23 protein-coding genes and 1 pseudogene are annotated in these 26,923 nt (G+C 70.6%); 10 read left to right on the top strand and 14 right to left on the bottom strand.

The genetic code is table 11. The features are described from left to right. Positions 1-22 precede the first annotated feature (22 nt). Entirely contained in the window at positions 23-1,369 is a 1,347-nt protein-coding gene (locus ACYVF7_RS09770) for a cytochrome P450 (RefSeq protein WP_460338056.1), read from the top strand. A 70-nt stretch (positions 1,370-1,439) separates the two neighbouring features. On the opposite strand, the gene ACYVF7_RS09765 is transcribed toward ACYVF7_RS09770, so the two are convergent. After that, the gene (locus tag ACYVF7_RS09765; RefSeq protein WP_460338054.1) at positions 1,440-2,585 is read right to left on the bottom strand and encodes an alpha/beta hydrolase; all 1,146 of its coding nucleotides are present in this window, start codon (positions 2,583-2,585) and stop codon (positions 1,440-1,442) included. A gap of 306 nt (positions 2,586-2,891) precedes the next feature. On the opposite strand from ACYVF7_RS09765, the gene ACYVF7_RS09760 reads away from it, so the two are divergent. Both ACYVF7_RS09760 and ACYVF7_RS09755 read left to right on the top strand, forming a co-directional pair. Then, positions 2,892-4,241, top strand: a complete 1,350-nt coding sequence (locus tag ACYVF7_RS09760; protein WP_460338052.1) for a sensor histidine kinase — start codon at positions 2,892-2,894, stop codon at positions 4,239-4,241. Then, the gene (locus tag ACYVF7_RS09755; protein WP_460338050.1) at positions 4,238-4,903 is read left to right on the top strand and encodes a response regulator transcription factor; all 666 of its coding nucleotides are present in this window, start codon (positions 4,238-4,240) and stop codon (positions 4,901-4,903) included. Before ACYVF7_RS09760 ends, ACYVF7_RS09755 begins: the two co-directional genes overlap by 4 nt. Positions 4,904-4,959: 56 nt before the next feature. On the opposite strand, the gene ACYVF7_RS09750 is transcribed toward ACYVF7_RS09755, so the two are convergent. The 3 genes from ACYVF7_RS09750 to ACYVF7_RS09740 form a co-directional block, all read right to left on the bottom strand. Further along, positions 4,960-5,391, bottom strand: a complete 432-nt coding sequence (locus ACYVF7_RS09750; RefSeq protein ID WP_460338048.1) for an ATP-binding protein — start codon at positions 5,389-5,391, stop codon at positions 4,960-4,962. A 111-nt stretch (positions 5,392-5,502) separates the two neighbouring features. Next, positions 5,503-7,428: a serine/threonine-protein kinase gene (locus tag ACYVF7_RS09745; protein WP_460338046.1), complete on the bottom strand. Its 1,926-nt coding sequence runs from the start codon at positions 7,426-7,428 to the stop codon at positions 5,503-5,505. Positions 7,429-7,480: 52 nt separating this feature from the next. Continuing rightward, entirely contained in the window at positions 7,481-8,548 is a 1,068-nt protein-coding gene (locus ACYVF7_RS09740) for a serine/threonine-protein kinase (protein WP_460338044.1), read from the bottom strand. Between the two features lie 112 nt (positions 8,549-8,660). On the opposite strand from ACYVF7_RS09740, the pseudogene lysX reads away from it, so the two are divergent. Further along, positions 8,661-11,943 (top strand): annotated as a pseudogene (gene lysX / locus ACYVF7_RS09735) (bifunctional lysylphosphatidylglycerol synthetase/lysine--tRNA ligase LysX). A 72-nt stretch (positions 11,944-12,015) separates the two neighbouring features. Next, positions 12,016-12,684 (top strand): hypothetical protein, encoded by a 669-nt coding sequence (locus tag ACYVF7_RS09730; protein ID WP_460338042.1) that lies wholly within the window; start codon positions 12,016-12,018, stop codon positions 12,682-12,684. 355 nt (positions 12,685-13,039) lie between these two features. On the opposite strand, the gene ACYVF7_RS09725 is transcribed toward ACYVF7_RS09730, so the two are convergent. Next, a complete protein-coding gene (locus ACYVF7_RS09725) occupies positions 13,040-14,233 on the bottom strand; it encodes a TIGR02679 family protein (RefSeq protein ID WP_460338040.1) in 1,194 nt (397 codons plus the stop codon). 286 nt (positions 14,234-14,519) lie between these two features. Beyond that, positions 14,520-15,191, bottom strand: a complete 672-nt coding sequence (locus tag ACYVF7_RS09720) for a GOLPH3/VPS74 family protein (RefSeq protein ID WP_460338038.1) — start codon at positions 15,189-15,191, stop codon at positions 14,520-14,522. A gap of 210 nt (positions 15,192-15,401) precedes the next feature. On the opposite strand from ACYVF7_RS09720, the gene ACYVF7_RS09715 reads away from it, so the two are divergent. After that, positions 15,402-15,761: a nucleotide pyrophosphohydrolase gene (locus ACYVF7_RS09715; protein WP_460338036.1), complete on the top strand. Its 360-nt coding sequence runs from the start codon at positions 15,402-15,404 to the stop codon at positions 15,759-15,761. A gap of 109 nt (positions 15,762-15,870) precedes the next feature. Here ACYVF7_RS09715 and ACYVF7_RS09710 read toward each other — a convergent pair whose 3' ends face one another. Further along, the gene (locus tag ACYVF7_RS09710) at positions 15,871-16,593 is read right to left on the bottom strand and encodes a C39 family peptidase (RefSeq protein WP_460338033.1); all 723 of its coding nucleotides are present in this window, start codon (positions 16,591-16,593) and stop codon (positions 15,871-15,873) included. Positions 16,594-16,793: 200 nt separating this feature from the next. Further along, entirely contained in the window at positions 16,794-17,492 is a 699-nt protein-coding gene (locus tag ACYVF7_RS09705; protein ID WP_460338030.1) for a C39 family peptidase, read from the bottom strand. Positions 17,493-17,765: 273 nt separating this feature from the next. Between ACYVF7_RS09705 and ACYVF7_RS09700 the strand changes: the two genes are divergently transcribed. Further along, positions 17,766-18,548 (top strand): DUF4253 domain-containing protein, encoded by a 783-nt coding sequence (locus ACYVF7_RS09700; protein ID WP_460338027.1) that lies wholly within the window; start codon positions 17,766-17,768, stop codon positions 18,546-18,548. Positions 18,549-18,615: 67 nt separating this feature from the next. Here ACYVF7_RS09700 and ACYVF7_RS09695 read toward each other — a convergent pair whose 3' ends face one another. Next, on the bottom strand, positions 18,616-19,893 hold the full coding sequence (locus ACYVF7_RS09695; protein WP_460338024.1) for an extracellular catalytic domain type 1 short-chain-length polyhydroxyalkanoate depolymerase: 1,278 nt from the start codon (positions 19,891-19,893) through the stop codon (positions 18,616-18,618). A 362-nt stretch (positions 19,894-20,255) separates the two neighbouring features. Between ACYVF7_RS09695 and ACYVF7_RS09690 the strand changes: the two genes are divergently transcribed. Next, positions 20,256-22,322, top strand: a complete 2,067-nt coding sequence (locus tag ACYVF7_RS09690) for a cellulose binding domain-containing protein (protein WP_460338021.1) — start codon at positions 20,256-20,258, stop codon at positions 22,320-22,322. Positions 22,323-22,457: 135 nt separating this feature from the next. Here the strand turns inward: ACYVF7_RS09690 and ACYVF7_RS09685 are convergent, their stop codons facing one another. The 3 genes from ACYVF7_RS09685 to ACYVF7_RS09675 form a co-directional block, all read right to left on the bottom strand. Next, on the bottom strand, positions 22,458-22,631 hold the full coding sequence (locus tag ACYVF7_RS09685) for a hypothetical protein (protein ID WP_460338018.1): 174 nt from the start codon (positions 22,629-22,631) through the stop codon (positions 22,458-22,460). Between the two features lie 270 nt (positions 22,632-22,901). After that, positions 22,902-23,330 carry an ATP-binding protein gene (locus ACYVF7_RS09680; protein ID WP_460338015.1) on the bottom strand — a complete coding sequence of 143 codons (429 nt, stop codon included), beginning with the start codon at positions 23,328-23,330 and terminating at the stop codon, positions 22,902-22,904. Then, complete coding sequence (locus ACYVF7_RS09675; protein ID WP_460338012.1) at positions 23,315-23,536, bottom strand: hypothetical protein; 222 nt, start codon at positions 23,534-23,536, stop codon at positions 23,315-23,317. The genes ACYVF7_RS09680 and ACYVF7_RS09675 overlap by 16 nt, the downstream gene beginning before the upstream one ends. A gap of 115 nt (positions 23,537-23,651) precedes the next feature. Here ACYVF7_RS09675 and ACYVF7_RS09670 point away from each other — a divergent pair, with 115 nt between their 5' ends. Beyond that, positions 23,652-24,518, top strand: coding sequence for a helix-turn-helix domain-containing protein (locus ACYVF7_RS09670; RefSeq protein WP_460338009.1), 867 nt, complete (start codon positions 23,652-23,654; stop codon positions 24,516-24,518). A 3-nt stretch (positions 24,519-24,521) separates the two neighbouring features. Then, the gene (locus tag ACYVF7_RS09665) at positions 24,522-24,641 is read left to right on the top strand and encodes a DUF397 domain-containing protein (protein WP_460338006.1); all 120 of its coding nucleotides are present in this window, start codon (positions 24,522-24,524) and stop codon (positions 24,639-24,641) included. A gap of 136 nt (positions 24,642-24,777) precedes the next feature. Here the strand turns inward: ACYVF7_RS09665 and ACYVF7_RS09660 are convergent, their stop codons facing one another. Both ACYVF7_RS09660 and ACYVF7_RS09655 read right to left on the bottom strand, forming a co-directional pair. After that, positions 24,778-25,404 (bottom strand): LutC/YkgG family protein, encoded by a 627-nt coding sequence (locus ACYVF7_RS09660; protein ID WP_460338003.1) that lies wholly within the window; start codon positions 25,402-25,404, stop codon positions 24,778-24,780. After that, complete coding sequence (locus ACYVF7_RS09655) at positions 25,401-26,813, bottom strand: lactate utilization protein B (protein ID WP_460337999.1); 1,413 nt, start codon at positions 26,811-26,813, stop codon at positions 25,401-25,403. The genes ACYVF7_RS09660 and ACYVF7_RS09655 overlap by 4 nt, the downstream gene beginning before the upstream one ends. Positions 26,814-26,923: the final 110 nt, after the last annotated feature.

Below are 26,923 nucleotides of genomic sequence, written 5' to 3'. Positions count from 1 at the left end.
CTTAGACGCGGGAGGGGAACTCATGACTCAACGACGAGTCGCCACGCCGGTCTCCGACACCGACACCATCGCCAGCCCCGACACCTACGTGCGGGGCGTGCCGTACGACGCGCTGGCCCGGCTCCGGGGCTCGACGCCGGTCGCGTGGATCGAGGAGAGACCGGCCGACGGCAGGCCCGCCGGGCCCGGCTACTGGGCGGTGCTCCGGCACGCCGACGCGTGCCAGGTCCTTCGCAACCCCAAGCTCTTCTCCGTACGCGGCGCGGCGGACAAGGATCTCGGTCACGGGCGCGGCCGGCCCCCCGCCGAGAATCCTCCCGCGCGCTCACGGCTCCGCAGACGGCTCCCGAAGGCGTTCGGCGCGCGCACCATCGCCTGCCTGCCCGAGCGCATCGACTCCCGGGCGTACGCCCTCGTGGACGCGGTGGCCGAGAAGGGCGAGGCGGACTTCGCCGCGGAGATCGCGGCGGACCTGCCCCTGCTGGCCTTCGCCGATCTCGTCGGGATCCCCGAGTCGGACCGATGGCTGCTCGCCGACTGGTCCGCCCGCGCCTCCCGTCGTCCGGCCTCCGGATACCCGGCCGGCCACGCCGCGACGCCCTTCGATCCGGCGGGGTCCACCGGCATGGCCCGCCGCGCGGTCGCCGCGCGGCCGCACGGCCCCGAGGTGAAGACCGCGCCGCACGGCCCGGCCGACCCGGAGGCGGAGACCGCACTGCCCGACCTGCGCCTCTACGCCGGTGAGCTCGCCGAGTACAAGCGGCGGCATCCCGGCGACGACCTCATGACCGCCCTCGCCGACCAGGCCGGCGGCAAGGCCGGCCCGGACCCGGTGGAGGAGTTCGAGAGCCTCTTCCGGCTGTTCGCCGCGGCCGGGGACGACGCCGTGCAGGGCGGGCTGCCCGGCGGGATGGTCGCCCTGCTGAAGAATCCGGCCGAGACGGCGCGGCTGCACGCCGATCCGAGCCTCGTCGAGTCCGCGGTCGAGGAGATGCTGCGGTGGTGGGCCCCCGTCATGTGCGTCGGGCGTACGGCCACGGCCGACACCGTCGTCGGCAACGTCCCGGTCCGCAAGGGCGAGCGGCTTGTGGTGTGGCTCTCGTCGGCCAACCGCGACGAGCTGGTGTTCGACGAGCCCACCCGGTTCGACGTGGCACGCGCCCCGAACGACCACCTCGCGCTCGGCCACGGCCCGCGCGCCTGCCTCGGCGCGCACCTGGTCCGGATGCAGATGCGCGCGATGTTCACGGCCGTTCTCGACCGCTTCGACGACATCGAGCCGGCGGGTGAGCCCAGGCGGCTGCGCTCGAACGTCCACAACGGCATCAAGCACCTGCCGATCCGCTGGCGGCCGAAGCCCCGCCGCTGAGCCGCCACGCCGTCCCGGGCGTGTCCCGTCCCGCGTCGGCGGGTCGGCGAGCGCCTCTGCCGTAGGGCCGTCAGGAGCCCTCGTGGGCCAGGTGGGTGCTCAGCCACTCCAGGGCGCTCGGCGTGACCCGCTTCCAGGTGTGCGGGTTGTGCCCGCCGCCCGGGACCATGATCTTGTCTGTGGTCATGGGCGCGGCCGCCACCTGAAGGAACTTCCGCGCCTCTCCGAAGTCGCGCTCACCATCCTGGCTGGTGGTCACGAGCACGGAGATCGGCGGCGGCGGGAGGTGCTGCAGCCGCCAGATCAGGCTGTTGTCGGACTTCACCTGCTTGCTGCCGCCGTACAGGTCGCCGGTCTGCCAGTCCTGCCGCGGGTAGAAGTAGCCGGCCATCGAGACCGCCGCGGTGAACCGGTCGGACCGCACCATGGCCAGCTTGACCGCGCAGTAGCCGCCGGTCGAGTCGCCCATCACGCCCCAGCCGCGGTAGCCGGCCGCGACCCGGTACGTCGACATGATGCTCTCGGGCACGTCCTGGGAGTAGAACGTCAGCACCTGCGGTCCGCCGGGAACGTCGGTGCACTCGGTGTCCCTCGGCATCACCGAGGTCGGCGACGGGCGCATCATCACGATCACCATCGGCTGCACCTTGCCCGAGTTCATCTCCTTGGTGGCGATCGTCGGGACGCCCAGCCGGGTGATGAGCTGCTCCGGAACACCCGGGAAGCCCGTGAAGTCGTACAGCACCGGGAAGTGGCGCTTGTCATACTTCTTCTGGAAGTACTGCGGCGGCAGGTAGACGTACGCCTGGGTGGTCAGGCCGGTGCGGTCGCCCCTGATCTGAACCTGCTCGATCTGGCCGTCCTTGGCGGGATCCGCCTTCTTCTTCTGGCCGATCGTCGTCGCCTGGCGGGCCAGCGGCCGTCCGGTCCCCTGCGGCTTGCTCTCCGTGCCGCCGTTGTTCGGCCGCACGCTGACGCCCTGGTTGTTCGTGCCCATCAGGTCGGACCACGAGGCGTAGAACAGGAAGTAGTTGTTCACGCCGGCGAGCAGCACCATGATCAGCGTGACCTGGGCGGTCAGGAACAGCCCGATCCGGGCCAGGAACGCACCGATGCCGGATCCCGCGAACTTCGGCCACCACCAGATGGTCGCGGCCGTCACGATCACGGCCACCACGATCAGCAAACCGAAGAAGCCCCCGCTCGTCAGTCCCACTGGTGTCCTCTCAGATCCGACGCGCCCACCGACCGTACGGGCCCGAAGTTAAGGAAGTTCTCAGCATGGCTCGATGCCGTACTCAGCCGAACACGGTAACGCGAGCCAGCGCCTTCCCTTCTCAAGATGCCTAGAGTGCCGGAAAAGTTGCCTCGGCACGCTAAATCGGCCGCGATCCGCCCAGTGTTGACTCTGGAGGGCTATCGGCCGGTAAATCATAGGCGGCACGCGTACTCCTCTCGGCGTACACGCGATGCCGACCATGACCCGATGTCCCGACGGGCGCCCGCATCTTACGCTCCGAGTGTGAGTACGACGACCCGATGGCGGCCCGGCGCACTGCCGGTGTTCGTGATCCCCCTGCTCGTGGGCCTCATCCAGGTGATGGGCTCCACAGGCGCCGACCGGCACATGAACTACCCGGCCGTGCACCTGGACGCTCCGGGGTACGCCCTGCTCGTCGCCGGGCCGGCCGCCCTGCTCGCGCGGCGGCGCCTGCCCGTCACCGCCCTCGCGGTCGTCCTGACGCTCACCGGCTGTTATGTCCTGCGCGGGTACGTCCTCGGGCCGATGTTCCTCGGCCTCGTGGTCGCCATCGTCGCGGCGGTGAGTGCCGGGCGCCGTACCGGCGCCTGGATCGTCACGGGCGCCGGATTCGCGCTGCTCAACGCCCTGGGCATTCTGGTGCCGTTCGGGCCGTTCCGGCTCAAGGACTGGACCGCCGGGCACAGCCTCGTCATGCTGACCTGGCTGCTGCTGGTCCTGACCGGGGCCGAGCTGGTGCGCATCCGCAGCGAACGGGCGGCCGAGGCCCGGCGCACCCGGGCGGAAGAGGAACGCCGGCGGGCCAGCGAGGAACGCCTGCGCATCGCGCGTGAACTCCACGACGTGCTCGCGCACAACATCTCGATGATCAACGTCCAGGCGGGAGTCGCCCTGCACCTCATCGACGAACGCCCCGAGCAGGCGCGCACGGCCCTGGCCGCGATCAAGGAGGCCAGCAAGGAGGCGCTGAGCGAGGTCCGATCCGTGCTCGGGGTCCTGCGGCAGGTGGACGAGGACGCGCCGAGAGCGCCGGCCGCAGGCCTGGCCCGGCTGGACGACCTCGTCTCCCGCGCGCGGGCCGCGGGAATCACCGTGCACACCAGGACGGACGGGCGGCCGTACCCGCTGCCCGCCGGGATCGACCTGGCGGCGTTCCGCATCGTGCAGGAGTCGCTGACGAACGTCACCCGGCACGCCGGGCCGGGGGTGACCGCCACCGTGCGGGTCACGTACGGTGACGGGGAGCTCCGGCTGGAGATCGAGGACGACGGCCGGGGCGCCCCCGGCGACCTGCCCGGCGGCGGCGACGGTCTTCCGGGCATGCGCGAACGCGTCGCCGCCCTCGGCGGGGACATCGTGGCGGGGCCGCGCCCGGGGACCGGAGGATTCCGGGTTCACGCGACACTCCCGGTGCCCGAAGAGGGAACACCCCCGGAACCTGAGGACGGGACGCCCCCGGAACCTGAAGACCGGACGCCCCCGGAATCTGGAGACGGGACGCCCCCGGAATCTGGAGACGGGACGCCCCCGGAATCTGGAGACGGGACGCCCTCGGCCCCTGAAGACGGAACGACAGCGGGGATCCCCGCGCTGAACAAGGAGCACGAGTGATCCGGGTACTCCTCGCCGACGACCAGGCCCTCGTCCGGGCCGGATTCCGCGCCCTCCTCGACGCCCAGCCGGACGTCGAGGTCGTCGCCGAGGCCGGCGACGGCGCCGAGGCCGTGCGCCTGACCCGGCGGGAACGGCCCGACGTCGTGCTGATGGACATCCGGATGCCGGTGCTCGACGGTCTCGCCGCCACGCGAGAGATCGTCGGCGACGACCGGCTCGCCGGCACCCGGGTCGTGATCCTCACGACGTTCGAACTCGACGAGTACGTCTTCGAGGCGCTGCGCGGCGGGGCCAGCGGCTTCCTCGTCAAGGACACCGAGCCCACCGACCTCATCCGCGGCGTACGCGAGGTGGCCTCCGGCGACGCCCTGCTGTCGCCGAGCGTGACCCGGCGTCTCATCGCGGAGTTCGCCGCCAAGGCGAAGAAGCCGCGGTCCGCGCTGGAGCTGCGCGGGCTGACCGACCGGGAGCGCGAGGTCATGGCGCTGGTGGCCGAGGGCCTGTCCAACGAGGAGATCGCCGGGCGTCTCGTCGTGAGCCCCGCCACCGCCAAGACGCACGTGAGCCGCACCATGGTCAAGCTGCACGCGCGCGACCGCGCGCAGCTCGTCGTGATGGCGTACGAGACGGGCCTGGTAAAGCCCGGGTGGCTCGACTAGAAGGTGCTCGGTGGATCCCGCTCGCGGCCGGGCGCACCCTGGCACCCGGTGTCTCGTCACTCCACTGACGACGCGCACCGGCAGGCCGCCGCCGTCCAGTTCGACGCCGCCAGGGTGGAGAGACGGAACCAGACCGTCTTGGACTCCGCCGCGTACGACACCCCCCAGGCGTCGGCCAGCAGAACGGGCATCAGCAGCCCACGGCCGCTGACGCTGAGGTCGCAGCTCTCCTGTGGCGCGGGCAGCGCCCTGGCGGGGTTCCGGTCGATCACCTCCACCTGGACCGAGGAGCCGTTCACCCGGCAGATCACCTCGAACGGAGTGCCCGCGTGCGTGACGGCGTTGGTCGCCAGCTCGCTCGTCAGCAATACCGCGTCGTCGATCGCGTCCTCGGCCCCCCACGCGACAAGCGTGTCCCGGACGAACCGGCGCGCCTGCGCCACGGCGGTGCGGTCCGCCGGATAGGCCGCCCGCACAGTCGATAGCACGGGAGCTCCCTTCACGAGTCTGTCGCCTCACCTGCGCCTTACATCGTGACAGAGAGTGTTGATCGATTACTCATTGTGAGGAAAATGGCGCCCCGGCCGCCGGGATCTCCGTCAGTTGCCCGACCCGGGTGGACCCGGCTGGAACGAGGTGAACGCCTTCTTGAAGTCGTCCGCAGCGGTGGCGCGGTCCCTGGCGGCGGCCATGATGGCGTACTGCCGGCCGTTCGCGGTGAAGCCCCGATCGAGGACGTACACCCGCTGACGGCCACCCTTCCACGGGGACAGCCAGCTGTACTCGACGTCTCCCGCCTTCCAGCCTCGGGCCGTGAGCCCGTGGGGCGGGTTCACCGACTGGTACCCGGGGAGGACATTCGGCCCGTCCCAGATCTGCCAGTGCTTCACCGGGTCCTGCGTGCCCCACGCGATGGTGTCCACCTGCACGAGGTCCCCCGTCTTGGGGTCGATCCAGCGCTCGGACTGGGCCCGGTTCCTCTCGTGCTGGAACCCCTTGGGCACCGCCAGCTTCGCCCCGTCCTGGGTGGTGACCGGCTTGAAGCCGGCGGGGACGGTGGGACTGGGCGTCGTCGACGGTGAGGACGCCTGCGGCGAGGTCGGGCTCGAAATCGGGCCGCCGGATGAGCCCCGGCTGCCGGAGGACTTGACGTGCAGCATCCACGCGACGACGGCTCCCCCGACGACCAGCACGGCCACCAGGGCCAGCACCACTGTCCGCGCGTTCGACCGCTTCGCCCCACCCTGGGCGACGCCCTCCGTGGGGTGATCGTGGCCGTGAACCCATGACTCGCTCGGCGAAGCCTCCGCGACGTTCGAGGCGCCGCCCGGGGCCCGCGGGGCCGGCACCGGTCCGGTCGGGTCCGCGTGGCCGCCGCCGGAGGTATCCAGGTGCCGCGTCGCCGGGCCGTACGCTCGCGAGCCGGGCTCCGCCAAGGCGGCCGACTGCTCGTACGGCCGACGCTCGGCCGCAGACTGCTCGTACGGTGACCGGGGCTCCGCGGCCGACGGTTCGTACGGCGGTCGGGGCCCGGCGACCGACGGCTCGTACGGTGGCCGGGGCCCGGCGGCGGACAGCTCATACGGTGGCCGGGGCCCGACGGCGGACGGTCCCGCCCCCTCCCGGTCCTGTCCTGAGTCCGGCCCCTCGTCATCGCCGGCGGTCGTGCTCGGGGCGGGCAGCGGCCGGGTGCTGTGGGCGGCCTGGGTCAGGCCCTCCGCGGCCTGTTCGGCCGTCAGGCGCTGCGCCGGGTCCTTCACGAGCAGGCCCATGAGCACCGGCGCGAGCGGGCCGGCGTAGCGCGGCGGCGGTGCGTCCTCGGAGATGATCGAGGTCAGTGCCGCCATCGCCTCGGGCCGGTGGTGCGGCGAAGTGCCCTCGACCGCGGCGTACAGCGTCGCGCCGAGCGACCACAGGTCCGAGGCCGGCGAGGTCGGCTCGCCCCGGGCCCGCTCGGGCGCGATGTAGGCCGGCGACCCCATGATCAGGCCGGTCTGGGTGAGCGTGGAGTCGCCCTCCATGGTGGCGATGCCGAAGTCGGTGATGACCACGCGGGTGATCGGATCTCCCGGGTCCCCGGCGAGCAGCACGTTGGCCGGCTTGACGTCGCGGTGGGTGATGCCCGCGGCGTGCGCCGTACGCAGGGCCGCCAGCACCTTGCCGCCGATCTCGGCCACCTGGATCGCCGGGAGCCTGCCGTCCTCGTCGATGAGGTCCTGCAGGGAGCGCGACCGGACGAACTCCATGACGATGCACGGCCGGCCCTCCTCCTCGACGACGTCGTGCACGGTGACGATGCCCGGATGGTTGAGCCGTGCGGCCGACCGCGCCTCCCGGAGCGTGCGCTCGTACATCACCTTGTTCTCGTCGTCGCTGAGCCCCGGCGGGAACAGGACCTCCTTGACCGCGACGTCGCGGTCAAGGAGATCGTCGTGAGCGCGCCAGACCGTGCCCATGCCGCCTCTCCCGATCTGCGAGAGCAGACGGTAGCGACGGCTGAGTACGGAACCCTCCCCCAGTGGCATAGCAGAGGACGATACCGATCGTTGATGACGGATCGGAATCGATTGGTGCGTGTCAGAGCACAAGGGTAAGGATGATGAGACCTATCACGATCACCACGAGGACGACGGCTATGGCCAGATTGCCGTTCCGGCCCGAGAGCCAGACCGGCCGCGCGTCGTCGGTCGCGGTCTCCTCGGGCTCCGCCGGCGTCATGACCTGACCCGTGACCGGCATGTCCGACGGCTCGTCCGGCTCCGTCCGGGACACCTCGGGCTCGATGTCGATGTCGACCGCTCCCAGCACCTGCGTCGCTTTCGCGTCGTGCATGAGGACCCGGTCGAGCATGGCCCCCACCTCGGTCGCGGTCATCCGTGTGTTGGGGTCCTTGCGGAGCAGACCCGCGATCACGGGGGCCAGGGGCCCGGCGTGCGGGGCCGGCGCGGGCTCCTCGGTGAGCACGGCCACCAGGCTCGCCATCGCCTCCGTCCGTTCGAACGGCGACTTGCCCTCGACGGCCGCGTACAGGGTCGCGCCGAGCGACCACAGGTCGGAGGCGGACACCGCCGCACGGCCGCGGGCGCGTTCGGGCGCGATGTAGGCCGGCGAGCCGATCAGCATCCCGGTCTGGGTGAGGGTCGCGTCACTCTGCGCCCGCGCGATGCCGAAGTCGGTGAGCACGGCGCGGATCGAGCGCGCGTCGGACACCAGCACGTTGCTGGGCTTGACGTCGCGGTGCAGGATGCCCGCCTCGTGGGCGGTCATCAGCGCGCTCAGCATCTGCCGGCCGATCTCGGCGGCGCGACGCGGCGTGAGCGGGCCGTCCTGCTTGATCATCTGCTCGAGCGAGCGGGCCCGGATCAGCTCCATCACGATCCAGGGACGCCCGTCCTCTTCGACGACGTCGTAGACGGTCACGACGCCGGGATGGCTGAGCCTTGCGGCGGTGCGCGCCTCGCGGAAGGTCCGCTTGTGCTGGATCTCCCGCTCCTCGTCGGAGAATCCGTGCGGGAGGATCACTTCTTTGACGGCGACGTCGCGGCCGAGTGCTTCATCTCTGGCGTGCCAGACCGTCCCCATGCCACCGCGCCCCACTTCGGTGAGCAGGCGGTAACGCTGGGCAAGAAGGGGTTTTTCCGGCATAGTCCATGCACGATACCGACAGGAGGAGCGTTCATTTGGCGTGACGCTCACCTAATCCCCGGTACAAAGAAAGAATGTGCGGCAAGATGACGGGGGCGAGATGATGACGAAGGTGACCGAGGCGTGGCAGCGGGTCGGCGAGGCCGCGCCCAGCGCCCGGCAGCGGGTCATCGAGGCCGTACCCACCGCTCTCTTCTGGTATCTCCGGGTCTCGGGCGTTTTGTCCGTTCTTGCGTGGCTGTCCTCCGGCCTGATCCAGTGGATGTCCGGCATCTGGGTGCTGCGCTCCATCAACTACTTCGGCTGGTACTCCAGCCTCCCGTACGGGCTGCTGCTCATCCTGCTGTCCGTGGGCGTGCGCCGGCGCAAGAAGGCGGCCTGGCGGATCAGCGTCGTCTTCTTCCTGCTGTTCTTCGGGGTCTGGGCACTGGCCGGGATCGCCGGCGGCGGAGGCGAGCTCGCCACGGCCGTCGCCTTCGGCGGCGTGGTGGCGCTGCTGATCGCCGCGCGCGGACAGTTCTCCTCGCTGCCGGACCGCGCCAACCGCCGCCTCGCCCTCCTCGTGTTCACCGGGCTGCTGATCGTCGACGGCATCATCGGCACCACCCTCGTCTTCCTCACCGACCGTGACGCCCGTGGCGCGGAATGGACCCACGTGGTCTACACCGGGCTGCAGACGCTCCTCGGCGCGGGAGTCAGCGGCCGGGAGCTCTACGTCGACGTGCCCGGCTGGGTCGACGGCATCCTCGGCGTAGGCGGCAGCGGCCTGCTCGTGATCACCGTGTGGGCGCTGTTCCGGCCGGGACGGCGGCTCGCCGTGCTCACGCCCGACGAGGAGCTGCCCGCGCGCGCCCTCCTGGCCGAGTGGGGCGAGCAGGACTCCCTGGGCTACTTCGCGCTCCGCCGCGACAAGGACATCATCTTCTCCCCCAACGGCCGGGCCGCCATCTCCTACCGCGTCGAAGGCTCGGTGTCCCTGGCCAGCGGCGACCCGCTCGGCGACCCCGAGGGGTGGGACGTCGCCATCAAGGAATGGCTCCGCGAGTGCCGGGCGCACGCCTGGATCCCCGGCGTGATCGGCGCCAGCGAACGCGCCGCCGCCGCGTACGGCCGCTGTGGCCTGGACGCACTCGAACTCGGCGACGAGGCGATCCTCGACCTGCGGGATTTCAACCTCGAGGGCCGCGACATGCGGCAGGTGCGGCAGGCCGTCCGCCGTGTCGAGCGCGCCGGCTGACACCGTCCGGATCCGCCGCCACGGCGCGATCAGCCCCGAGGAGATGGCCGAGCTGATCGCCGACGGCGACCGCTGGCGCGACGGGCACACCGAGCGGGGCTTCTCCATGGCGCTCGGCCGCCTGGGCGACCCGACCGACCAGCGCTGCGTGATGGTCGAGGCGTTCGACGGTGCGGGACGCCGGCGCGGGCTGCTGAGCTTCGTGCCCTGGGGACGTCCCGGCCTGTCCCTGGACCTCATGCGGCGCGACCGCGACGCCGAGAACGGCCTGAACGAGTTCATGGTCGCCAAGCTGGCCGAGAACGCCGCCGTCGTCGGCGTCACCCGGGTCTCCCTGAACTTCGCCATGCTGCGGTCGGTGTTCGAGCGCGGCTCGGCGATCGGCGCCGGTCCCGTGGCCCGGATCGCCTACCGGCTCCTTTCGTTCGCCTCGAAGTTCTGGCAGCTGGAGTCGCTCTTCCTGGCGAACGCCAAGTACAACCCGGTGTGGACGCCGCGCTTCGTGTGCTTCGAGCAGAACCGCGAGCTGGTACGGATCGGCCTGGCCATGGCCCGCGCGGAGGGCTTCCTGCCGACGATGTTCGGCTCCTACCTCGACACGCCGATGCCGTCCCCCGCGCTGGTGGACCGGATCAAGGCGATCGAGGAGTCCGCCGACGCCGCCCGGATGCCGACCCGGCGCCTGTCGGAGCAGGAGCGGGTGCGCCACGCCAAGCTCGAGCGCCTGCGCGAGGCCGGCATCGACCCCTATCCGCTGGGCTTCGAGCGTACGGCGACCGCCGCCGAGGTCCGGGAGCGCTTCGACGGCCTCGCCCCCGACACGCACACCGGCGAGGAGGTGGCGATCGCCGGCCGGGTCATGCTGGCCCGCGAACACGGGAAACTGATCTTCGCCGAGCTGCGCGACGAGACCGGCGACCTGCAGGTGATGCTCTCCGCCGACTCCGTCGACGCGGAGGCGCTGCGGTACTGGAAGCAGCTGATCGACCTGGGCGACCAGGTCGGGGTGCGCGGCGAGGTCATCACCTCCCGCACCGGCGAGCTGTCCGTGCTGGCCTCCTCCTGGAGCCTCACCGCCAAGTGCCTGCGCCCCCTCCCGACGAGCTACAGCGCGCCCGGCAAGGCCCTGTCCGACGAGACGCGGGTCCGGCAGCGGTACGTCGACCTGATCGTCAACAGCGAGAGCCGGCGGATGCTGCGCATGCGCGGAGAGGTCATCACGACCCTGCGCGACCGCCTGCGCCACCGCGGGTTCCTCGAGGTGGAGACGCCGATGCTGCAGCCGGTGCACGGCGGCGCGGCGGCCCGGCCGTTCACCACCAAGATGAACGCCTACAACATGGACCTCTACCTGCGGATCGCGCCCGAGCTCTACCTCAAGCGCCTGCTCGTGGGCGGCGCCGGCAAGGTGTTCGAGCTCAACCGCAACTTCCGCAACGAGGGCGTCTCCCCCCGGCACAACCCCGAGTTCACGATGCTGGAGGCGTACGAGCCGTACGGCGACTACGACACCATGGCCGCGCTCACCCGCGACCTCGTCACCGAGGCGGCCCGCGCCTCTCTCGGCACAACCGTCGTCGTCCGCGACGGCGTCGAGTACGACTTCGCCGAGCCGTGGCGCGAGGTCACCGTCTACGGCTCGGTGTCCGAGGCGCTCGGTGAGCAGGTGACGGCGGGCACGTCGCTGCGCACGGTGCAGAAGCACGCCGACCGGGTCGGCCTGGCGTACGACCCGTCCTGGGAGCAGGGCAAGCTCGTCCAGGAGCTCTTCGAGGCGCTGGTGGAGCACACCCTGCAGGCGCCGACCTTCGTCCGCGACTACCCGGCCGCCACCTCCCCGCTCACCCGCCCGCACCGGAACGATCCCCGGCTCGCCGAGAAGTGGGACCTGATCGTCTTCGGCCTCGAGCTCGGGACGGCCTACTCCGAGCTCATCGACCCGATCGTCCAGCGCCGCAACCTCACCGAGCAGTCGCTGCTGGCCGCCGGCGGCGACCCGGAGGCGATGGACCTCGACGAGGACTTCCTGCGCGCCCTCGAGTACGGCATGCCCCCGGCGGGAGGCATGGGCATGGGCGTCGACCGCCTGCTCATCACGCTGACCGGCCGAAACATCCGCGAGACGATCCCCTTCCCACTTCTCCGACCGGGTTCGTGAACCGGGGCGTCCACCGCCCGCCTGCGCCCGTAACCTGCGATCAGCCCTCGCGAACGCCAGTACAGTCGTGACGTGAGCGACAAGGACGACAACGTCACACGGCTCCCGACGAGCGAAGTGGAGGGTTACGACGACCTCCTCGAGTTCGACGCGGATGAGTTCCTGCAAGAGTGGCAGGAGGCCGACCGCGCGGCGGTGGGGCTGCTGCGGGAGGCACTGCCCGCGGTGGTGAGCACCGCCGCTCCGGCCGAGGAGCTCGGCCCCGCCGCCGAGCGCATCCGCGGCCGGCTTCGCGACTGGCCTTACCGCCACCTCGCGGCGGCCGCCGGCTGGCGCGGCGGCCCGCCCCAGGACGACGCGGCCCTGTGGCTGCAGGCCACCGGAGCGCTGATCGCCATGAACGGCGAGTCCGGGCTGGGCACCCACGAGGAGAGCGCGCTGATGACCCTGCAGCACGCCGACTGGGCGGGCGCCGTCATCGGCCTCGCCAGAGCCGGTGTCGGCGCCCGTGCCTGGCCGGCGGACCTGTTCGACTACGCGGACACCTGCCCGGAGATCGAAGGCTCCTACGACCCGGACGACCGCGAACCGGTCGAGCAGGGGTTCGAGCTGATCGTTCCGGTGTGGGAGGCGGTCGGGGCGCTCGACGAGCACCGGCGCCTCACGCCGCTCGGGCACTGGGGTCTGCCTCGCGCCCTGGCATGGGCCTGGGAGGGCTCCATCGACGAGGGTGCGTCCTAGGGCTGGAAGGGGAGGCGGAGGCCGCGCCGCCGGACCGGCGCGGCCCCCTGTCTTTCAGCCGTGGCCGAAGACCCTGCTTAAGGATCCGATTTTTCGGCCATGGCCCACTAGATCCTGCGGTCCTCATTTGAATCGGGACTCCAGACCCACTGACGCACCGCCGTTTTCTCGCGGCGGCGTGTCACGGCGACGGATCCGTCACCCGCCGACCTGGCCGGATCCGGACGGCCGGCGCCGGTCGCTGCGGCCTGCCAGTGGGTCACGTGCCGGCCGCCGCGGCCTCCCGGTGGGTCACGTGCCGGCCGCTGCGGCCTCCCGACGGGTCACATGCCGGCCGCTGCGGCCTGCCGGTGGGTCACGTGCCGGTCGCCAGATCCTCGATGAGAAGCGGGAGGAGACGCTCCTCGCGGACCGCGCGTCCTTCCCTGGCCATCTCCGGGGCGAGCCGCTCGTCCCACGGGGCGTCCGCCCGTACGCCGCTCAACGGGTCACTCCCCGCCCGCACGGCCTCCAGATAGTCCTCGGCGCCCATCCGCCACGGCACCGCGCCGTACCGGTGAACGGCCCCGGCCGTCATGCGCAGGGCCGCCCAGTCGAAGTCGCCGTGCCACCGGATGCGGGCGCCCGCATCCGCCGCGGCGGTCAGGACGCGGCGGCAGGCGACCGACGCCCCGCCCTCCGTACAGACGAGCGGGGCGCACTCCGCCCCCAGCCGCGCGGCCGCCGCCCGGACCACCGCCGTGCTCTGGCAGACGAACACCTCACGCCCCACGGGCGTCAGCGGACCGCTCATCAGCTGCTGCAGCGTGACCCGGACCGGAAGGCCGGCCGACGCCGCGTCCCCCAGCCACCGGGCGACCAGGTGGTCCTCGGCGACCCGCAGATTCAGCACCAGGACTTGGCTCGTCAGGTCGTCCACGACGACACCCGCGTCATTCCAGATCCTCCGCTCGGTCGCACGATCGGACGGCGGCGCCGCCCCCTGCCACAGCCGGAGGGCCCGCAGCACCAGGCCGGCCAGCGGTGTGGCGTACAGGGCCCCGACGTCCCCCGTCGCCCACTCCGCGAGCACGGGCAGGGGCACGTCGTTCGCCGGCAGCCGGTCCAGGACGGCCGCGGCCCGGGCGAGCAGATCGCCCCGCCCCTGGCTCACGAGCCGGGCGACAGTGCCGTCCCGCGCCATCTGGCCGAGCCACGCCGAATACCACCCCTCGTCCGCGTGCCGGCCCCGCAACGCGGCCTGCAGCGCCGCAGCCGGCCCTACCGGGCGTTCCGGCGCGTCGATCCGCGCGAGCGCGGCGAGCAGCCCGACGCCGTACGTCCGGCGCAGCATACGGTCGAGCTCGCCCAGCGAGACGGTGACGCGCCGGGTCCGTCGCCCGCCGTGGTGCCGCCCCGTGATCCGGTCGACGATCCGGCACTCGGCCTCAGAGGGGTCGGTGAGCCCGATCGAGCCGACCGGCTCACCGCCGGTCTTCTCCAGCCGACGGCGCGCCGCGGCCAGCAACCGCCGCCATTCCGCGGCCCGCAGTTCGGCGAGCTCTCCCATGAGAGTCAGTCTGCCCCGGCTGCCCGGCCCAGGACCGGCCCTTCCACCCCGCTCGTACGGTCACGAGGCCGGCGCGCCGCCGATCCGGGCGCTTCAGCGGGGATGCGTCCGCCGGCCTCGCCGGCAGGCGGGCGCCACCGCATCGGCCTTCTGCGGGCGCTCAGTCACCGGAGGAGGCGCGCTGTCCCCGATCACGACGGCCGTCGTCGTGGTCTGCCGGTATCGCGGGCAGGCGGCCGTGACCTTCCGGTATCGCCGGCAGGCGGCCGTGACCTTCCGCGGACACTCAGCTGCCCGAGGAGCCCGCGCTGCCCCCGATCACGGCGGCCGACGCGGCGGCCTGGACCCCCGCCTGGATCGACGCGATGACCTTGGCGACGGCACGACCGGCCCACTCGTCCTCGGTGATCTCCTTGACGCGCCGGCGCCGGACTTTGCCGTCGACGCCGGGGAAGGCCTTCCGGTCGAGGCGACAGGCGTGGGCGATGGCGAGCAGGGCACTCGACCGGTCGTCGGACGGGGCGCCGTTCAGCACGGCTTCGAGCCGGGCGTGCAGCTCCTGCCGGTGGCTCGGGTCCCGCACCGTGTAGTCCGTGTACGGGAAGAGGCCCAGCACCTTGTGCTCGCGTGCCTCCAGGACGCCCATCGCGGCGAGCCGGGCCAGGCGGCGCTTCCGGGTGGAGTCCCGGCGCATCTTGCTCACCCAGCGGTCGGCCTTGCGCGGCCTGCCGTCGGCCGCGATGCGTTCCAGGAGGGCGTCGAGGTCGGGATCGCCCAGGGGAGACGGGTCGACGACCGCGATGCGGCCTTCCACCAACTGCACGCGTTCCGCGAGCGCCAGCTCGGCCAGCAGCGCACCGGCCACACCGCAGTCCAGTTCGGTCCCCCCGATCAAGGACCTGCCGTCCTGCTCCCTGCGCGTCAGCAGAAGCAGCTCATCGGCCAGCGTCAGTCGCATGTTCACCTCACCGTTCAGGGACCCGCCGGTTCCCTACCCACGCGGCGGCAACCGACGACTCCGGAACGTCACCGGACACTCGTTGGACGTCAGCGGCCGGACCTGAGGTTCCCTGGCCTGGAGCACGCCGACCTCGCCGCCGTCGACGGGTCGGCGGCGCGGTGTTCCGCTGCGGTGGGGAGGCGGCCGTCCGCCCCGTACGGTGGGCTCGTGACGACGGCACTGGAAGAGCTGGCGGTCCGGCTGCGGGATTTCGCCGCCGCCCGGGACTGGGAGCAGTTCCACACCCCGAAGAACCTCGCGATGGCCCTCGCCGGTGAGACCGGCGAGCTGCTCGCCGAGCTGCAGTGGCTGACCGCGGAGGAGTCGGCACAGGTGATGCGGGACCCCAAGACGGCCGGACGGGTCCGTTCGGAACTGGCCGACGTCGCGCTGTACCTGATCCGGCTGGCCGATGTGCTGGGCGTCGACCTGCTCCAGGCCGCCCGCGCCAAGCTCGACGAGAACGAACGGCGCTACGACGCCGAGACCTATCGAGGCTCCGCCCGCAAGGCTCCCCCACTGCCCTGAGACGGCGAGCCGGGGCGCGGCCCGGTGTTTAGGCACGGCAGCGGGGCGGTGTTCTGAGACGCCGACGGGGAGGCGGCCCCAGGTCCGCCTCCCCGTCATCAGCCGCGCGTCAGAAGACGCCCTCCCACGCGACGACGAACTGACCGGCGTAGGCGATCTTCTGCCACTGAGTCGCCTTGAGCTGGCGCTTGCCGTGCGCGGGGTCCCAGATCAGGTAGGTCGACTGGTCCCAGCGTGTGGTGTCGTCGAAGCCGTAGATCACCACGTAGTGGGCCTCGAGCTTCGGCGCCTTCGGATACCAGCTCTTCTTGGAATAGACGGTGATGACGACCGGCCCGTTGCCGTAGAAGTAGGCACCGCGCACCCCGCTCCAGAGGTTCGCGTTCTTGATGCTCCGGTACGCCTTGTACTTCGTGCCCTTCTTGTGCCACGCCTTGTTGATGTAGTTGGTCATCTCGCGGCCCATCGCGATCGGCGAGGTAAAGCCGATCTTGTTGGTGCCCATCTTGCTCGCGAGATAGCTCTGGGTGCTCGAGGTGACCTTGACGTCCGTTTGGTAGGTCAGGGCCGAGGCGGCCGCGGCCGGGCCGCACCAGTTGCCCTTCTTCTGCTTCTGACCCTTGATGGACATGGTCTTCCAATAGTGGGCCGCCGCCGAGACGTCCGACGGAGGCTCCGCGAGCAGCTTCCAGTGGTGGCCGCTGGTGGCGGAGGCCTGCTGAGCCGTTGCCGGCGCCGCCTTCTGGGGAGCGGCGACGGCCACCGACGGGGCGGCCGCCGCCGCGACACCGGTGGCGATCAGGACGGAAGCGACACGAGGAGCACGCGCCACGTTTCCTCCTTGGAAAGGGGAGTGGGAGGTTCTAACTCGGAGGGAGCGTTTCACTCTGCGATCCGGCGCGACAGGGACTCAGGGATCAATTCCGACCATGACCACAGGCCCTATCCCCCGCGCCATTCCAGGCTCCGAGCCCCACAGAAACCGGAGAGGGGAGGCGGACCGCGTCCGCCTCCCCTCTGGTCAGCCGTACGTTAGAGCGGGGTGCCATTCCACGCGACGACGAACTGACCGGCGTAGGCGATCTTCTGCCACTGAGTCGCCTTGAGCTGGCGCTTGCCGTGCGCGGGGTCCCAGATCAGGTAGGTCGACTGGTCCCAGTCCGTGGTGTCATCGAAGCCGTAGATGACCACGTAGTGGGCCATGGTCTTCGGCGCCTTGGGATACCAGCTCTTCTTCGAGTAGACGGTGAGGATGAGCGGCCCGTTACCGTAGAAGTACGAGGTGCGCACCCCGTTCCAGAGGTTCGCGTTCTTGATGTTCCGGTACGCCTTGTACTTCGTGCCCTTCTTGTGCCACGCCTTGTTGATGAAGTTGGTCATCTCGCGGCCCAGCGCGATCGGCGACGTGAAACCGATCTTGTTGGTGCCCATCTTCTTCGCGAGGTAGGCCTGGGTGCCCGAGGTGACCTTGACACCCGTGAAGTACGTCAGAGCCGAGGCGCCCGCGCCCGGGCCGCACCAGTTGCTCTTCTTCTGCTTCTGGCCCTTGATGGACATGGACTTCCAGTAGTGCGCCGCCGCACTGACGTCCGACGGAGGCTCCGCCAGAAGCTTCCAGTGGTGACCGCCGGTGGAGGCCTGCTGAGCCGCTGCCGGCGCCGCCTTCGCGGGAGCCTGCGGAGCGGCGACAGCCAGCGACGGGGTGGCCGCCACGACACCGGTGGCAATCATTACGGAAACGACACGCGTCGATGTACGCGCCAAGATTCCTCCTCGAAAGGGGGGGATGGGGAGGGGCGAAACTGGGAGGATCGTTTCACTCGGGCATTCGGTGCGACAGGGACCCGGACCTCAATTCCGGCCATGACCGCAGGCCCTATCCCCACGCCATTCCAGGCCCGAGCCCGTAACGGAAACCGGTGATGACGACCACGCAGAGTTCCGCAAGGGCCGCGACACTTCCCGCCCTGAAGAATGTCCGACCCGACCGTTAGCTTCCGGGGCGTGCGCCGTGAATCACCGTTCGACGTCCTGCCCGATGGGCTGCCGCCCGGCCGCCTGATCACGCCGGAGCAGAGCCGGAAGGCCGACCCGGTCCTCTGGGTTTCCGATGAGCCGCTGCCCGACGCCGGGCGGGAGTGGGCCCGCCTGTTCGCGCTCCACGAGCGGACCGGTCTCTACCCGCTGCTGCTCGACACGCTCCGGGGCGAGCCCGGCCGGCCGTGGCACGACGGCGAGCTCGACCCTCCGCTGCCGGTCAGCGCCATCGACATGCTGGCCGCCGAGGGCGTCCTGCGCCGGTTCTGGGACCAGGTGGTCCCCGAGCCCGCGGAGGGCGATGAGGACCCGGAGCCGTCCGGCCCCTGGCCCGGACTGGCACCGCCGGGAGAGCCGGATCGGGACGCGGACACGGCGGCGGCCGAGTTCGCGGCGTCCCTCGGCTCGTCCCGCCCCTGGCTGCTCGGCCTGGTGCCCGCCGCGCGCGGAGCGGACACGGTGACACGGTGCGGCTGGACCGGGCCGCTGAACCACACCAACCACACACAGGAGATCTCGGCGGTCCTTCGTTCCTGGGAGGAGCGGTTCGGCGCCCGGGTGGTGTCCGTCGGTTTCGCCACGCTCCAGGTCTCCGTGGCCGCGCCGCCCGAGACGGAGGAGCACGCCCACCAGGTCGCGGCCGAGCACCTCGCCTTCTGCCCCGACAACGTCTGGCAGGGCTGCGGCGACTTCGCGACGTACGCCGACGGTCTCATCGACGAGGAGTCGTGGTCGTTCTGGTGGGACTGAGCCGACCCTGGCGCACGCTGCGTCTCTTCGCTCAGGCGAACGCCAGGGATCGGCGGTCGCGGCGCGGTCAGGCGACCGCGCAGGCGGTTCCGTTCAGGGTGAAGGCCGACGGCGTCGCGGTGTTGCCCGTGTGGGAGGCCTGGAAGCCGATGCTCGTCGACGCGCCGGCGGCCAGGGACCCGTTGTAGGAGGTGTTGGCGGCGGTGACCTGGCCTCCGGAGGAGGTGAAGGTCGCGTTCCAGCCGGACGTGAACGTCTGGCCGCTCGGGAGAGCGAAGGCCAGGGACCAGCCGTTGATGGCGGACGTGCCGGTGTTGGTGATGGTGATGCTCTCGGTCAGGCCGGTGCTCCAGGCGTTGACCGTGGCGCCGACCCGGCAGGCGCCCGTCCCGCCGCCCCCGGGAGGCGGGGTCGACGTGTCGCCGATCAGACCCATGAACCGCAGGGCGAGCTCACCCATCCCCGAGGTGTAGACGCCGTGACCGGCGCCCTGGACGCTGATGCCCTCGACCGGCGCGGTGGTGCCCGTTCCTCCGTAGCGGGTGCGGGTCCACGACGACTGCGGGTGGTCGGTGTAACTCGGCGTCTGGCTCACGCCGAGCACGTTGGTCCACTCCTTGATCTCTTCGCCGAAGTTGTTGTAGTTCAGCGTGCCGTCGGCCGTGCCGTGCCAGACCTCCATGCGGGGGCGTGCCCCCGTGTAACCCGGATAGGCAGCGCGGACGAGGTCGCCCCACTGCTGCGGCGTCTTGCTGATCTGGCCGTTCGCGCAGGCGCTGTTCCACAGCGACCCGTCCGTGGTGGCGAAGCAGGCGAACGGCACCCCGGCGAACGCCGCGCCGGCCTTGAACACGTCGGGGTAGTCGCCGAGCAGCACGTTGGTCATCATCGCGCCGGAGGATTCGCCGGTGGCGTACACCCGGCCCGCGTCGGCGTTCCGGTGCTGCTCCTCCCACTGGACCATCGACATGATGCCCGCCGGGTCGCTGGTCCCGTTGTGCTTGAGCGCGCCGGCCGTCGACACGTCGAAGCACGAGCCGCTGCGAGTCGCCGAGGGGTAGACGATGATGAAGCCGTACCTGTCCGCCAGCTGCGGGAACTCCGGACGGCCCGAGTACATCGCCGGTCCCGAGCCGGTGCAGTAGTGCGAGACCACGAGAATCGCCGGGTGCGCCGCCACCGAGTTCGGCACGTACTCGTACATTCGCAGGTTCGTCGGGTTGTTGCCGAAGTTCGTGACCTCGACCAGCGACGCCGCCGACGCCTTGCGTATGGACGCGAACCCACCGGCCGCGGCCAGCGCCATGGCGAGCAGTGTCGCCAGAATCCTCATCCTCAGCTTCATGACCGCGTAGGTCCTCCTCACGGTGCGGCGGGCTGGGTGGGAGACGGCCCGTACGGCATGGCGGAATGCGTCCGGTTTCCGGACAACCGAACGCTAAGAGGGGCTCTTCGGGAGGGTCAACGCTCCGCGTGGCGGACCGCTCAGACCTGGTGACCTGCGCGAAAGTTTCACGCCCGGCGCTCAGGGATCGCCCGGTCCTGGCCGGGACTCGCCGGGGCCTGCCGAGCCCGGACCAGGCCGGATGACCCCCTGCCACGAGACGCCCGTTCGGATCGGCTCCGCGCGCCGCCCGAGGTCCGTTGACAGGCCCGAGTCGGGATCTCAGCATGAGGCCACTTTGATCACCGGTGATTGGACCCCCGATGAGGCTTCGCCTGCGTCCCGTCCTGTCCGCGACCGTGGCCGCGCTCGCCGCGGCCGTCTCCCTTACCGGGCCCGGTTCGCCGCACGCCGGCGCGGACACCACGCCCGTGAAGGTCTCCGTGAACGCCCGTGGCGGCCTGGCGACGATGCCCGACACTGCTCTCGGCGTCAACGACGCGGTCTGGGACGCCGAGCTCGGCACCCCCGCGGTGTCCGACCTGCTGAAGTCGGCCGGAGTGCGGATGATCCGGTATCCGGGCGGTTCGTACGGTGACATCTTCCACTGGAAGACCAACACCGCGCCGGGCGGCTACGTCGCGCCGAACACCGACTTCGACACCTTCATGGGCTCCGTACGACGGGTCGGCGCGCAGCCGATGATCATTGCCAACTACGGCACGGGAACGCCCGACGAGGCAGCGGACTGGGTGCGGTACGCGAACGTGACGAAGGGCTACGGCGCCAAGTACTGGACGATCGGCAACGAGAACTACGGTAACGGCCACTACGGGTCGAACTGGGAAGCCGACGACCACGCCGACAAGAGCCCGACGGCGTACGCCAACGGCGTCGTCGCGTTCGCGGACGCGATGAAGGCGGTCGACCCCACGATCAAGGTCGGCGCGGTGCTCACCATGCCCGGGAACTGGCCCGACGCGATCACCGCCACCGGCGACTCCGCGTCGTGGAACAAGACCGTGCTGTCGATCGCCGGATCGAAGATCGATTTCGTGGACGTGCACTGGTACCCAGGCGGCGGCACGGCCGCCGAGGCACTGACCAAGCCGGAACAGATCGAGGACGCCGTCTACCTGGCCCGCCGCCAGATCTCCCAGTACGCCGGCGCGGGTGCCGACCGGATCGGCATCAGCCTCACCGAGACCAACGTGGGTGTCGGCGAGGACACCCAGCCGGCCGCCCTCTTCCTCGCCGACGCGTACAGCGGGCTAATGGAGAACGGCGTGTTCACGGTGAACTGGTGGAACGTGCACAACGGCATCGGCACGGTCTCCACGGTGGCCGGCCAGACCGACTACGGCGACATGGGCATGCTCTCCAGCGCCGGCTGCACGTCCGACGGCAAGACCTGCGAGCCGCCGCTCAACACCCCGTTCGCGCCGTACCACGGCCTGTCGATGATGAACGCCTTCGCCCGCCCCGGCGACCGGTTCGTCCGGGCGGGCACGGACCAGGCGCTGGTCACCGCGCACGCCGTACGCCGCCCCGACGGGGACCTCGCGGTGCTGCTGGTGAACAAGGACCCGGACAACGCCCACCCGGTCACCATCGACTACACCGGTTTCACCCCGGCTGACGGCGCGCCCACCGTCTACTCGTACGTCAACGGCGGTACGTCGGTCACCTCAACCCACGACGGTGACGCGACGGGCCGGACGCTGCCTCCGTACTCGCTGACCACGATCGTGATGCACCCGGCGAACACACCCACCGGAGCGCCGAAGGCACCCGGCCGGCCCACCGCCTCGGCGGTCACCGACCAGACCGCCACGCTCTCCTGGCCGGCCGCCGCGCCGGGCGGCCACCCGATCGCCAAGTACGAGGTGTACCGGCAGGCCGGCGCGGCCAGCGAGGAACTCGGCGAGACGACGGACACCTCGCTCACGGTCCACAACCTCACCCCCGGCACCCGGTACACGGTGAACGTCCTGGCCCGCGACACCGCCGGCAATGTCTCGTCGGCCTCACCGCCGCTCACCTTCGCCACCGGCAGCCCGGCCGCGAGCACCTGCACCGTCCGCTTCGCCGACAACGGCGACTGGGGCAACGGCTACGTCGCCAACATCGACATCACCAACAACGGTCCCGATCCCATCGACGGCTGGACCCTCACCTTCACGTGGCCGACCGGCTGGCAGCAGATGAGCAGCGGCTGGAACGCCACCTGGACCCAGACCGGCCGGGACGTCAAGGCCACCAGCCCCGACACGGGCGGAAAACTCGCCGCCGGAGCGAGCACGAGCATCGGCTTCGTCGCCGCCTACAGCGGCCCGAACGTCCTCCCGTCGGTCTTCACCCTCAACGGCACCGTCTGCACCACCGCCTGAACCGCAAGCGCTCCGTCGTACCGAAAACTCGGCGAACGCCGTGGAGATGGGCGGTTCGTGGGGGCTGTCCGCCGCTACTGGACCGTTCGCCGAGCATTTCGCACGCGACGCCGAACAGCCGACGCGAGGAGCCGTTCACACGTTCGGAAAGCAGACGGCGCATTCGCCCAGACCTCGGGCACGCGCGTCGTCGTAGGGGATCGGAACGGCGTCGTGGATCTCCAGCCCGAGACGAGCGGCGTAGCGATGGCCGTCGGCCAGGCCCTCACAGTGCGCCGATCGGTGATAGGCCGCTCCTCGCTCCGTCACCCATACCTGCCGAGGAGTCCCCGCGCTCGCCCGAGAACAGGGGCACTGGCCGATCGGCAGATCATGCATCTCGCATCGCTGGACACCCATATCGTGATGATTGGGAACCCCGGCTATGGATGCAACCGGGTTTCGCTCGATGCGTCCGGAAGCCAACGAACAGGGCCGAGTCGGCGGAGCCGGTCCCGTCGGGCATGGCAGTCGGATATCGCAACGACGCCACCGTCCCGGCTCGATCCCCGCCGCGCCGGCCGCCTCTGAGAACGCTCGTCATGTCGGTTGCCCAGGCCACTCGGGGGTCTGACTTGATGACGCGCAGTGCTCCAGTTCGAACCACACGGTGCTACCGACGCCTTCGCGGAGGACGCCCCAGCGGGTGGCCAGGTTGTCCAGGAGCTCGGTTCCCCGCCCGTTGGTGGCGGTGCGACCGGCTCGACACCAGCATGGAAGCCTGAAGGAACCGTCATCGCGGACGCTGACGCGCGCCCAAGTGCCGGTGCACTCCACGCGCAGGGTGAGTTTCCCGCCCTCCATCCCGCTGTCGGAATGGGTTATGGCGTTCGTGGCCGTCTCGCTGCTGAGCAGTACGGCGTCATCTAGGCATGGGTGAGCGTCGCCGAGCGCGACGCCGACGATGCGCCGCACTCTGCGCACCTGGTCCGGCGTGCCAGGCAGAGTCTCTGTCAGCGTCTGAACCACGCCAGCTCCTTCTGGATCATTGTCGGCGCATGCCGGTCGTCGGTGAGAGCCCAGCCCCGCGACCACACGTACGCCCAACGGCCGTCGGGTGTCAGCACACAGGCGATGAAGAGCACCCGTCGGCCGCGTGACACTCGCAACGACTCCGCGCCGTCGCAGGTGATCGGCACGACCACCAGACTTCGGACAAGCAGCTTGTCCGCCAAACACCGCAGCATGACGCGGTATAGAGCGCTATCCTGCATAGGCTGAGCATGCGGTAACCAACTGTGTTCGTGCAACTGCTTTCAGTCGAAAGCTTCAAGATTCTTTGGAAGGGTCATGAGCGCGCGAGAGTCCTCCCCCACCGCCCGCCGTCGTCGACTCGGGGCGGAGCTACGCCGCTTCCGTGAGGCGGTCGGCCTGACGAGCTATGAGGCCTCCGAACGCCTCGGCTGGTCCTCGAACTCCAAGATCTCCCGAATCGAGAACGGTCGCATCTCGGTCGCCTGGGGGGACGTCTCCGACATGCTCGACCTGTACAGCGTCGGTCCTGGGGAGACCCGCGACCGCCTTATCGCACTCGCTCGCGACTCCAAGCAGAAGAGTTGGTGGCAACCGTTCAGCGACCTCCTGGACAAGGAGTACGCCACCGTCATCGACCTCGAAACAGCGGCCTCCGGGCTACGCATCTTCCAGGCTTTGGCCATACCTGGCCTGCTCCAGACCCCCGACTATGCCCGAGCCATCATCACCCGCAGCGGCCCCCTCGACCTCGACAAGGAGGAGGTGGAACGCCGCATTCAGCTACGCATGGAACGCCAGGCCATTGTCGCCGCTGGCGACCTCGCTCTCTGGGTCATACTCGACGAAGCCGCCCTACGGCGGGTGATCGGTGGGCCGAACATCATGCATGAGCAGTTGCTTTGCCTTTCCCAAGAGGCCAGACGTCCCCACGTCACCATCCAGGTGGTCCCCTATAGCACTGGCCCGCATGCGTCTCTCGCCGGGTCCTTCGGAATCTACTCGTTCCCTGAGCAGGGAGACCGCGACGTTGTCTTCGTCGACACGATTGGCGGCCATCTCTTCTTGGAACGCGGAGCCGACATTCGTGCGGCTACGCTTGGCTTCGATCACCTCCGCGCGGCGGCGCTTGGCGCGGCCGACTCGGCCGACCTCATCGTCACCATCGCGGAGTCCTCCCAGTGAGCGATGAGAGCGGCCATGCCGATTCTGCCCCCCGAGTTCTATGACGTCACATGGCGCAAATCCACCCGCAGCCAGACCCAGAGCGATCAGTGTGTTGAAGTAACGATCGCAACGATCCGCTAACGCGAAGAGCACGGCCACTCGATCGTCAAGAGCCACTACTCAGTACGACTTAAGCGGTTTCGCCTCGCCCACAACTGAGCGATGACCATTGATCCCCGGTGAGCGCTGCGGTTCTTACCTCAGCGATCGCCAATGATCAACCGACGCCACGTACGAGGAGGACCTCCAACGTGCGGGGGCCGTGGACGCCTTCGACGCGGTTGAGCTCGATGTCGCTGGTGGCCGAGGGGCCGCTGATCCAGGTCTGGGGGCGGGTCGGGTCGAGGTGTTCGAGGGCCTCCGGCACCGTGCGGACGATCTGGTCTTCGCGTACGACGCACAGGTGGTAGTCGGGGATCAGGGTGAGTGCGCGGCGGCCCTGGTCGGCGGCGGCGTCGAGGATGATCGTGCCGGTCTCGGCGATGGCGATGGCGCAGCCGGTCACCACGCCGTCGAGGCCGTCGAGTTCCGCGGCGGTCAGGGCGGGGTCGTCGCGGACGGCCTCGGCGTCGCCGAGCCACGCGGCGGGGACGCCCGGCGGTGCGGCCACCCGGCGGGCCTCGCGTCGGCGTAGGGCGTCGGCGACCGCCGAATCCACGTCGGTGACCTCGTGGACGATCGCCTTGTAGTCGACGAGGCGGTCGACCAGGAGCTCGACGACGTCCAAGCCGGAGCGGCTCCGGTCGTACGCGCGCGGCACCTCGACGTCCTCCGGCCCCTCCGTACGGGGCACGTCGGCGAGCGCCGACCGTACACGAGCCAGGATGCGGTCCCGTGAGCTCATGACTCCGCCTTCGGTCGTCGGGTCCACCAGTCGCGGAAGGACTCGCGCGGCGGTACGGGGACCTCGCGGGTGTCGGACCAGGCCGACAGCGGGCCCGGCAGGCGGCGCGGGGTCCAGCGGCGCAGGCGGCCAGCGGAGCGCTGCGCCGCCGCGAGCCACTTCGGGTTGTCCAGGACGCGGCGGGCGGCGCCCATCGCCAGGCGCTCGGCGCGGTGGCCCTTCGTGACGGCCTTGGCGCGCAGGTCGAGCAGGACCTCCGGGATGTTGATCGCGACCGGGCAGACCTCGTAGCACGCGCCGCACAGCGTCGAGGCGTACGGCAGCGACTCCTCCAGCGGGCCCGCCAGACCACGCAGCTGCGGGGTGAGGATCGCGCCGATCGGCCCCGGGTACACCGAGCCGTACGCGTGGCCGCCCGCGCGCTCGTAGACGGGGCAGACGTTCAGGCAGGCCGAACAGCGGATGCAGCGCAACGCCTGACGACCGACCTGATCGGCCAGCACGGACGTGCGGCCGTTGTCGAGCAGGACGAGGTGGAACTCCTGGCCCTCGGTCGCACCCGTCCACATCGAGGTGTAGGGATTCATCCGCTCCCCGGTCGAGGAACGCGGAAGCAGCTGCATGAACACCTCGAGATCCCGCCAGGTCGGCACGATCTTCTCGATGCCGACCACCGAGATCAGGGTCTCGGGCAGGGTCAGGCACATCCGGCCGTTGCCCTCGGACTCCAGGACGACGAGGGTGCCGGTCTCGGCGACGGCGAAGTTGGCGCCGGAGATGCCGACCTTGGCGGACAGGAAGCGTTCGCGCAGGTGGAGGCGGGCGGCTTCGGCGAGGGCGCGCGGGTCGTCCTGGAGGTGTTCCGGCGCGGGACGGCCCCAGGAGGCCATGCGGCCGGTGAAGATCTCGCGGATCTCCGCGCGGTTGCGGTGGATCGCCGGGACGAGGATGTGCGAGGGCAGGTCGTCCCCGAGCTGGACGATCAGCTCGGCCAGGTCGGTCTCGTACGCGCGGATGCCGGCGGTGTCCAGCGCGGTGTTCAGGTCGATCTCCTGGGTGGCCATCGACTTGACCTTGACGACCTCGGTCTCACCGGTGGCCTTCACCAGGTCGACGACGATCCGGTTCGCCTCGGCGGCGTCCTCGGCCCAGTGCACGTGCCCGCCGGCCGCCGTGACGGCGGACTCCAGCCGCTCCAGGTAAACATCGAGGTGCCGGAGCGTACGGTCCTTGATCGCGGCACCCGCCGCGCGCAGCTCCGCCCAGTCGGGCTGCTCGCCGACGACGGCCGCGCGTTTGGCCCGGATCGTGTGCGTGGCCTTGCGCAGGTTGTGCCGCAACTGCGCGTCACCGACCGCCCGCGACGCCGCCTCGGGGAACGCCGGCATCCCGACGAATGTCCTGCTCATGCTCGATTGCGCTCCCTCCGGGAGCGCGGTGAGCGGTCGCCCCACGCGCCGTCTTCCCTCGTCGCTCCAGTCGCTTCGCTCCCTGCGCTCCTCAGTCCAGACGACGCGCG

This window comes from Actinoallomurus acanthiterrae, from assembly GCF_054775715.1.
This window is presented reverse-complemented; position numbering and strand designations above follow the sequence as displayed.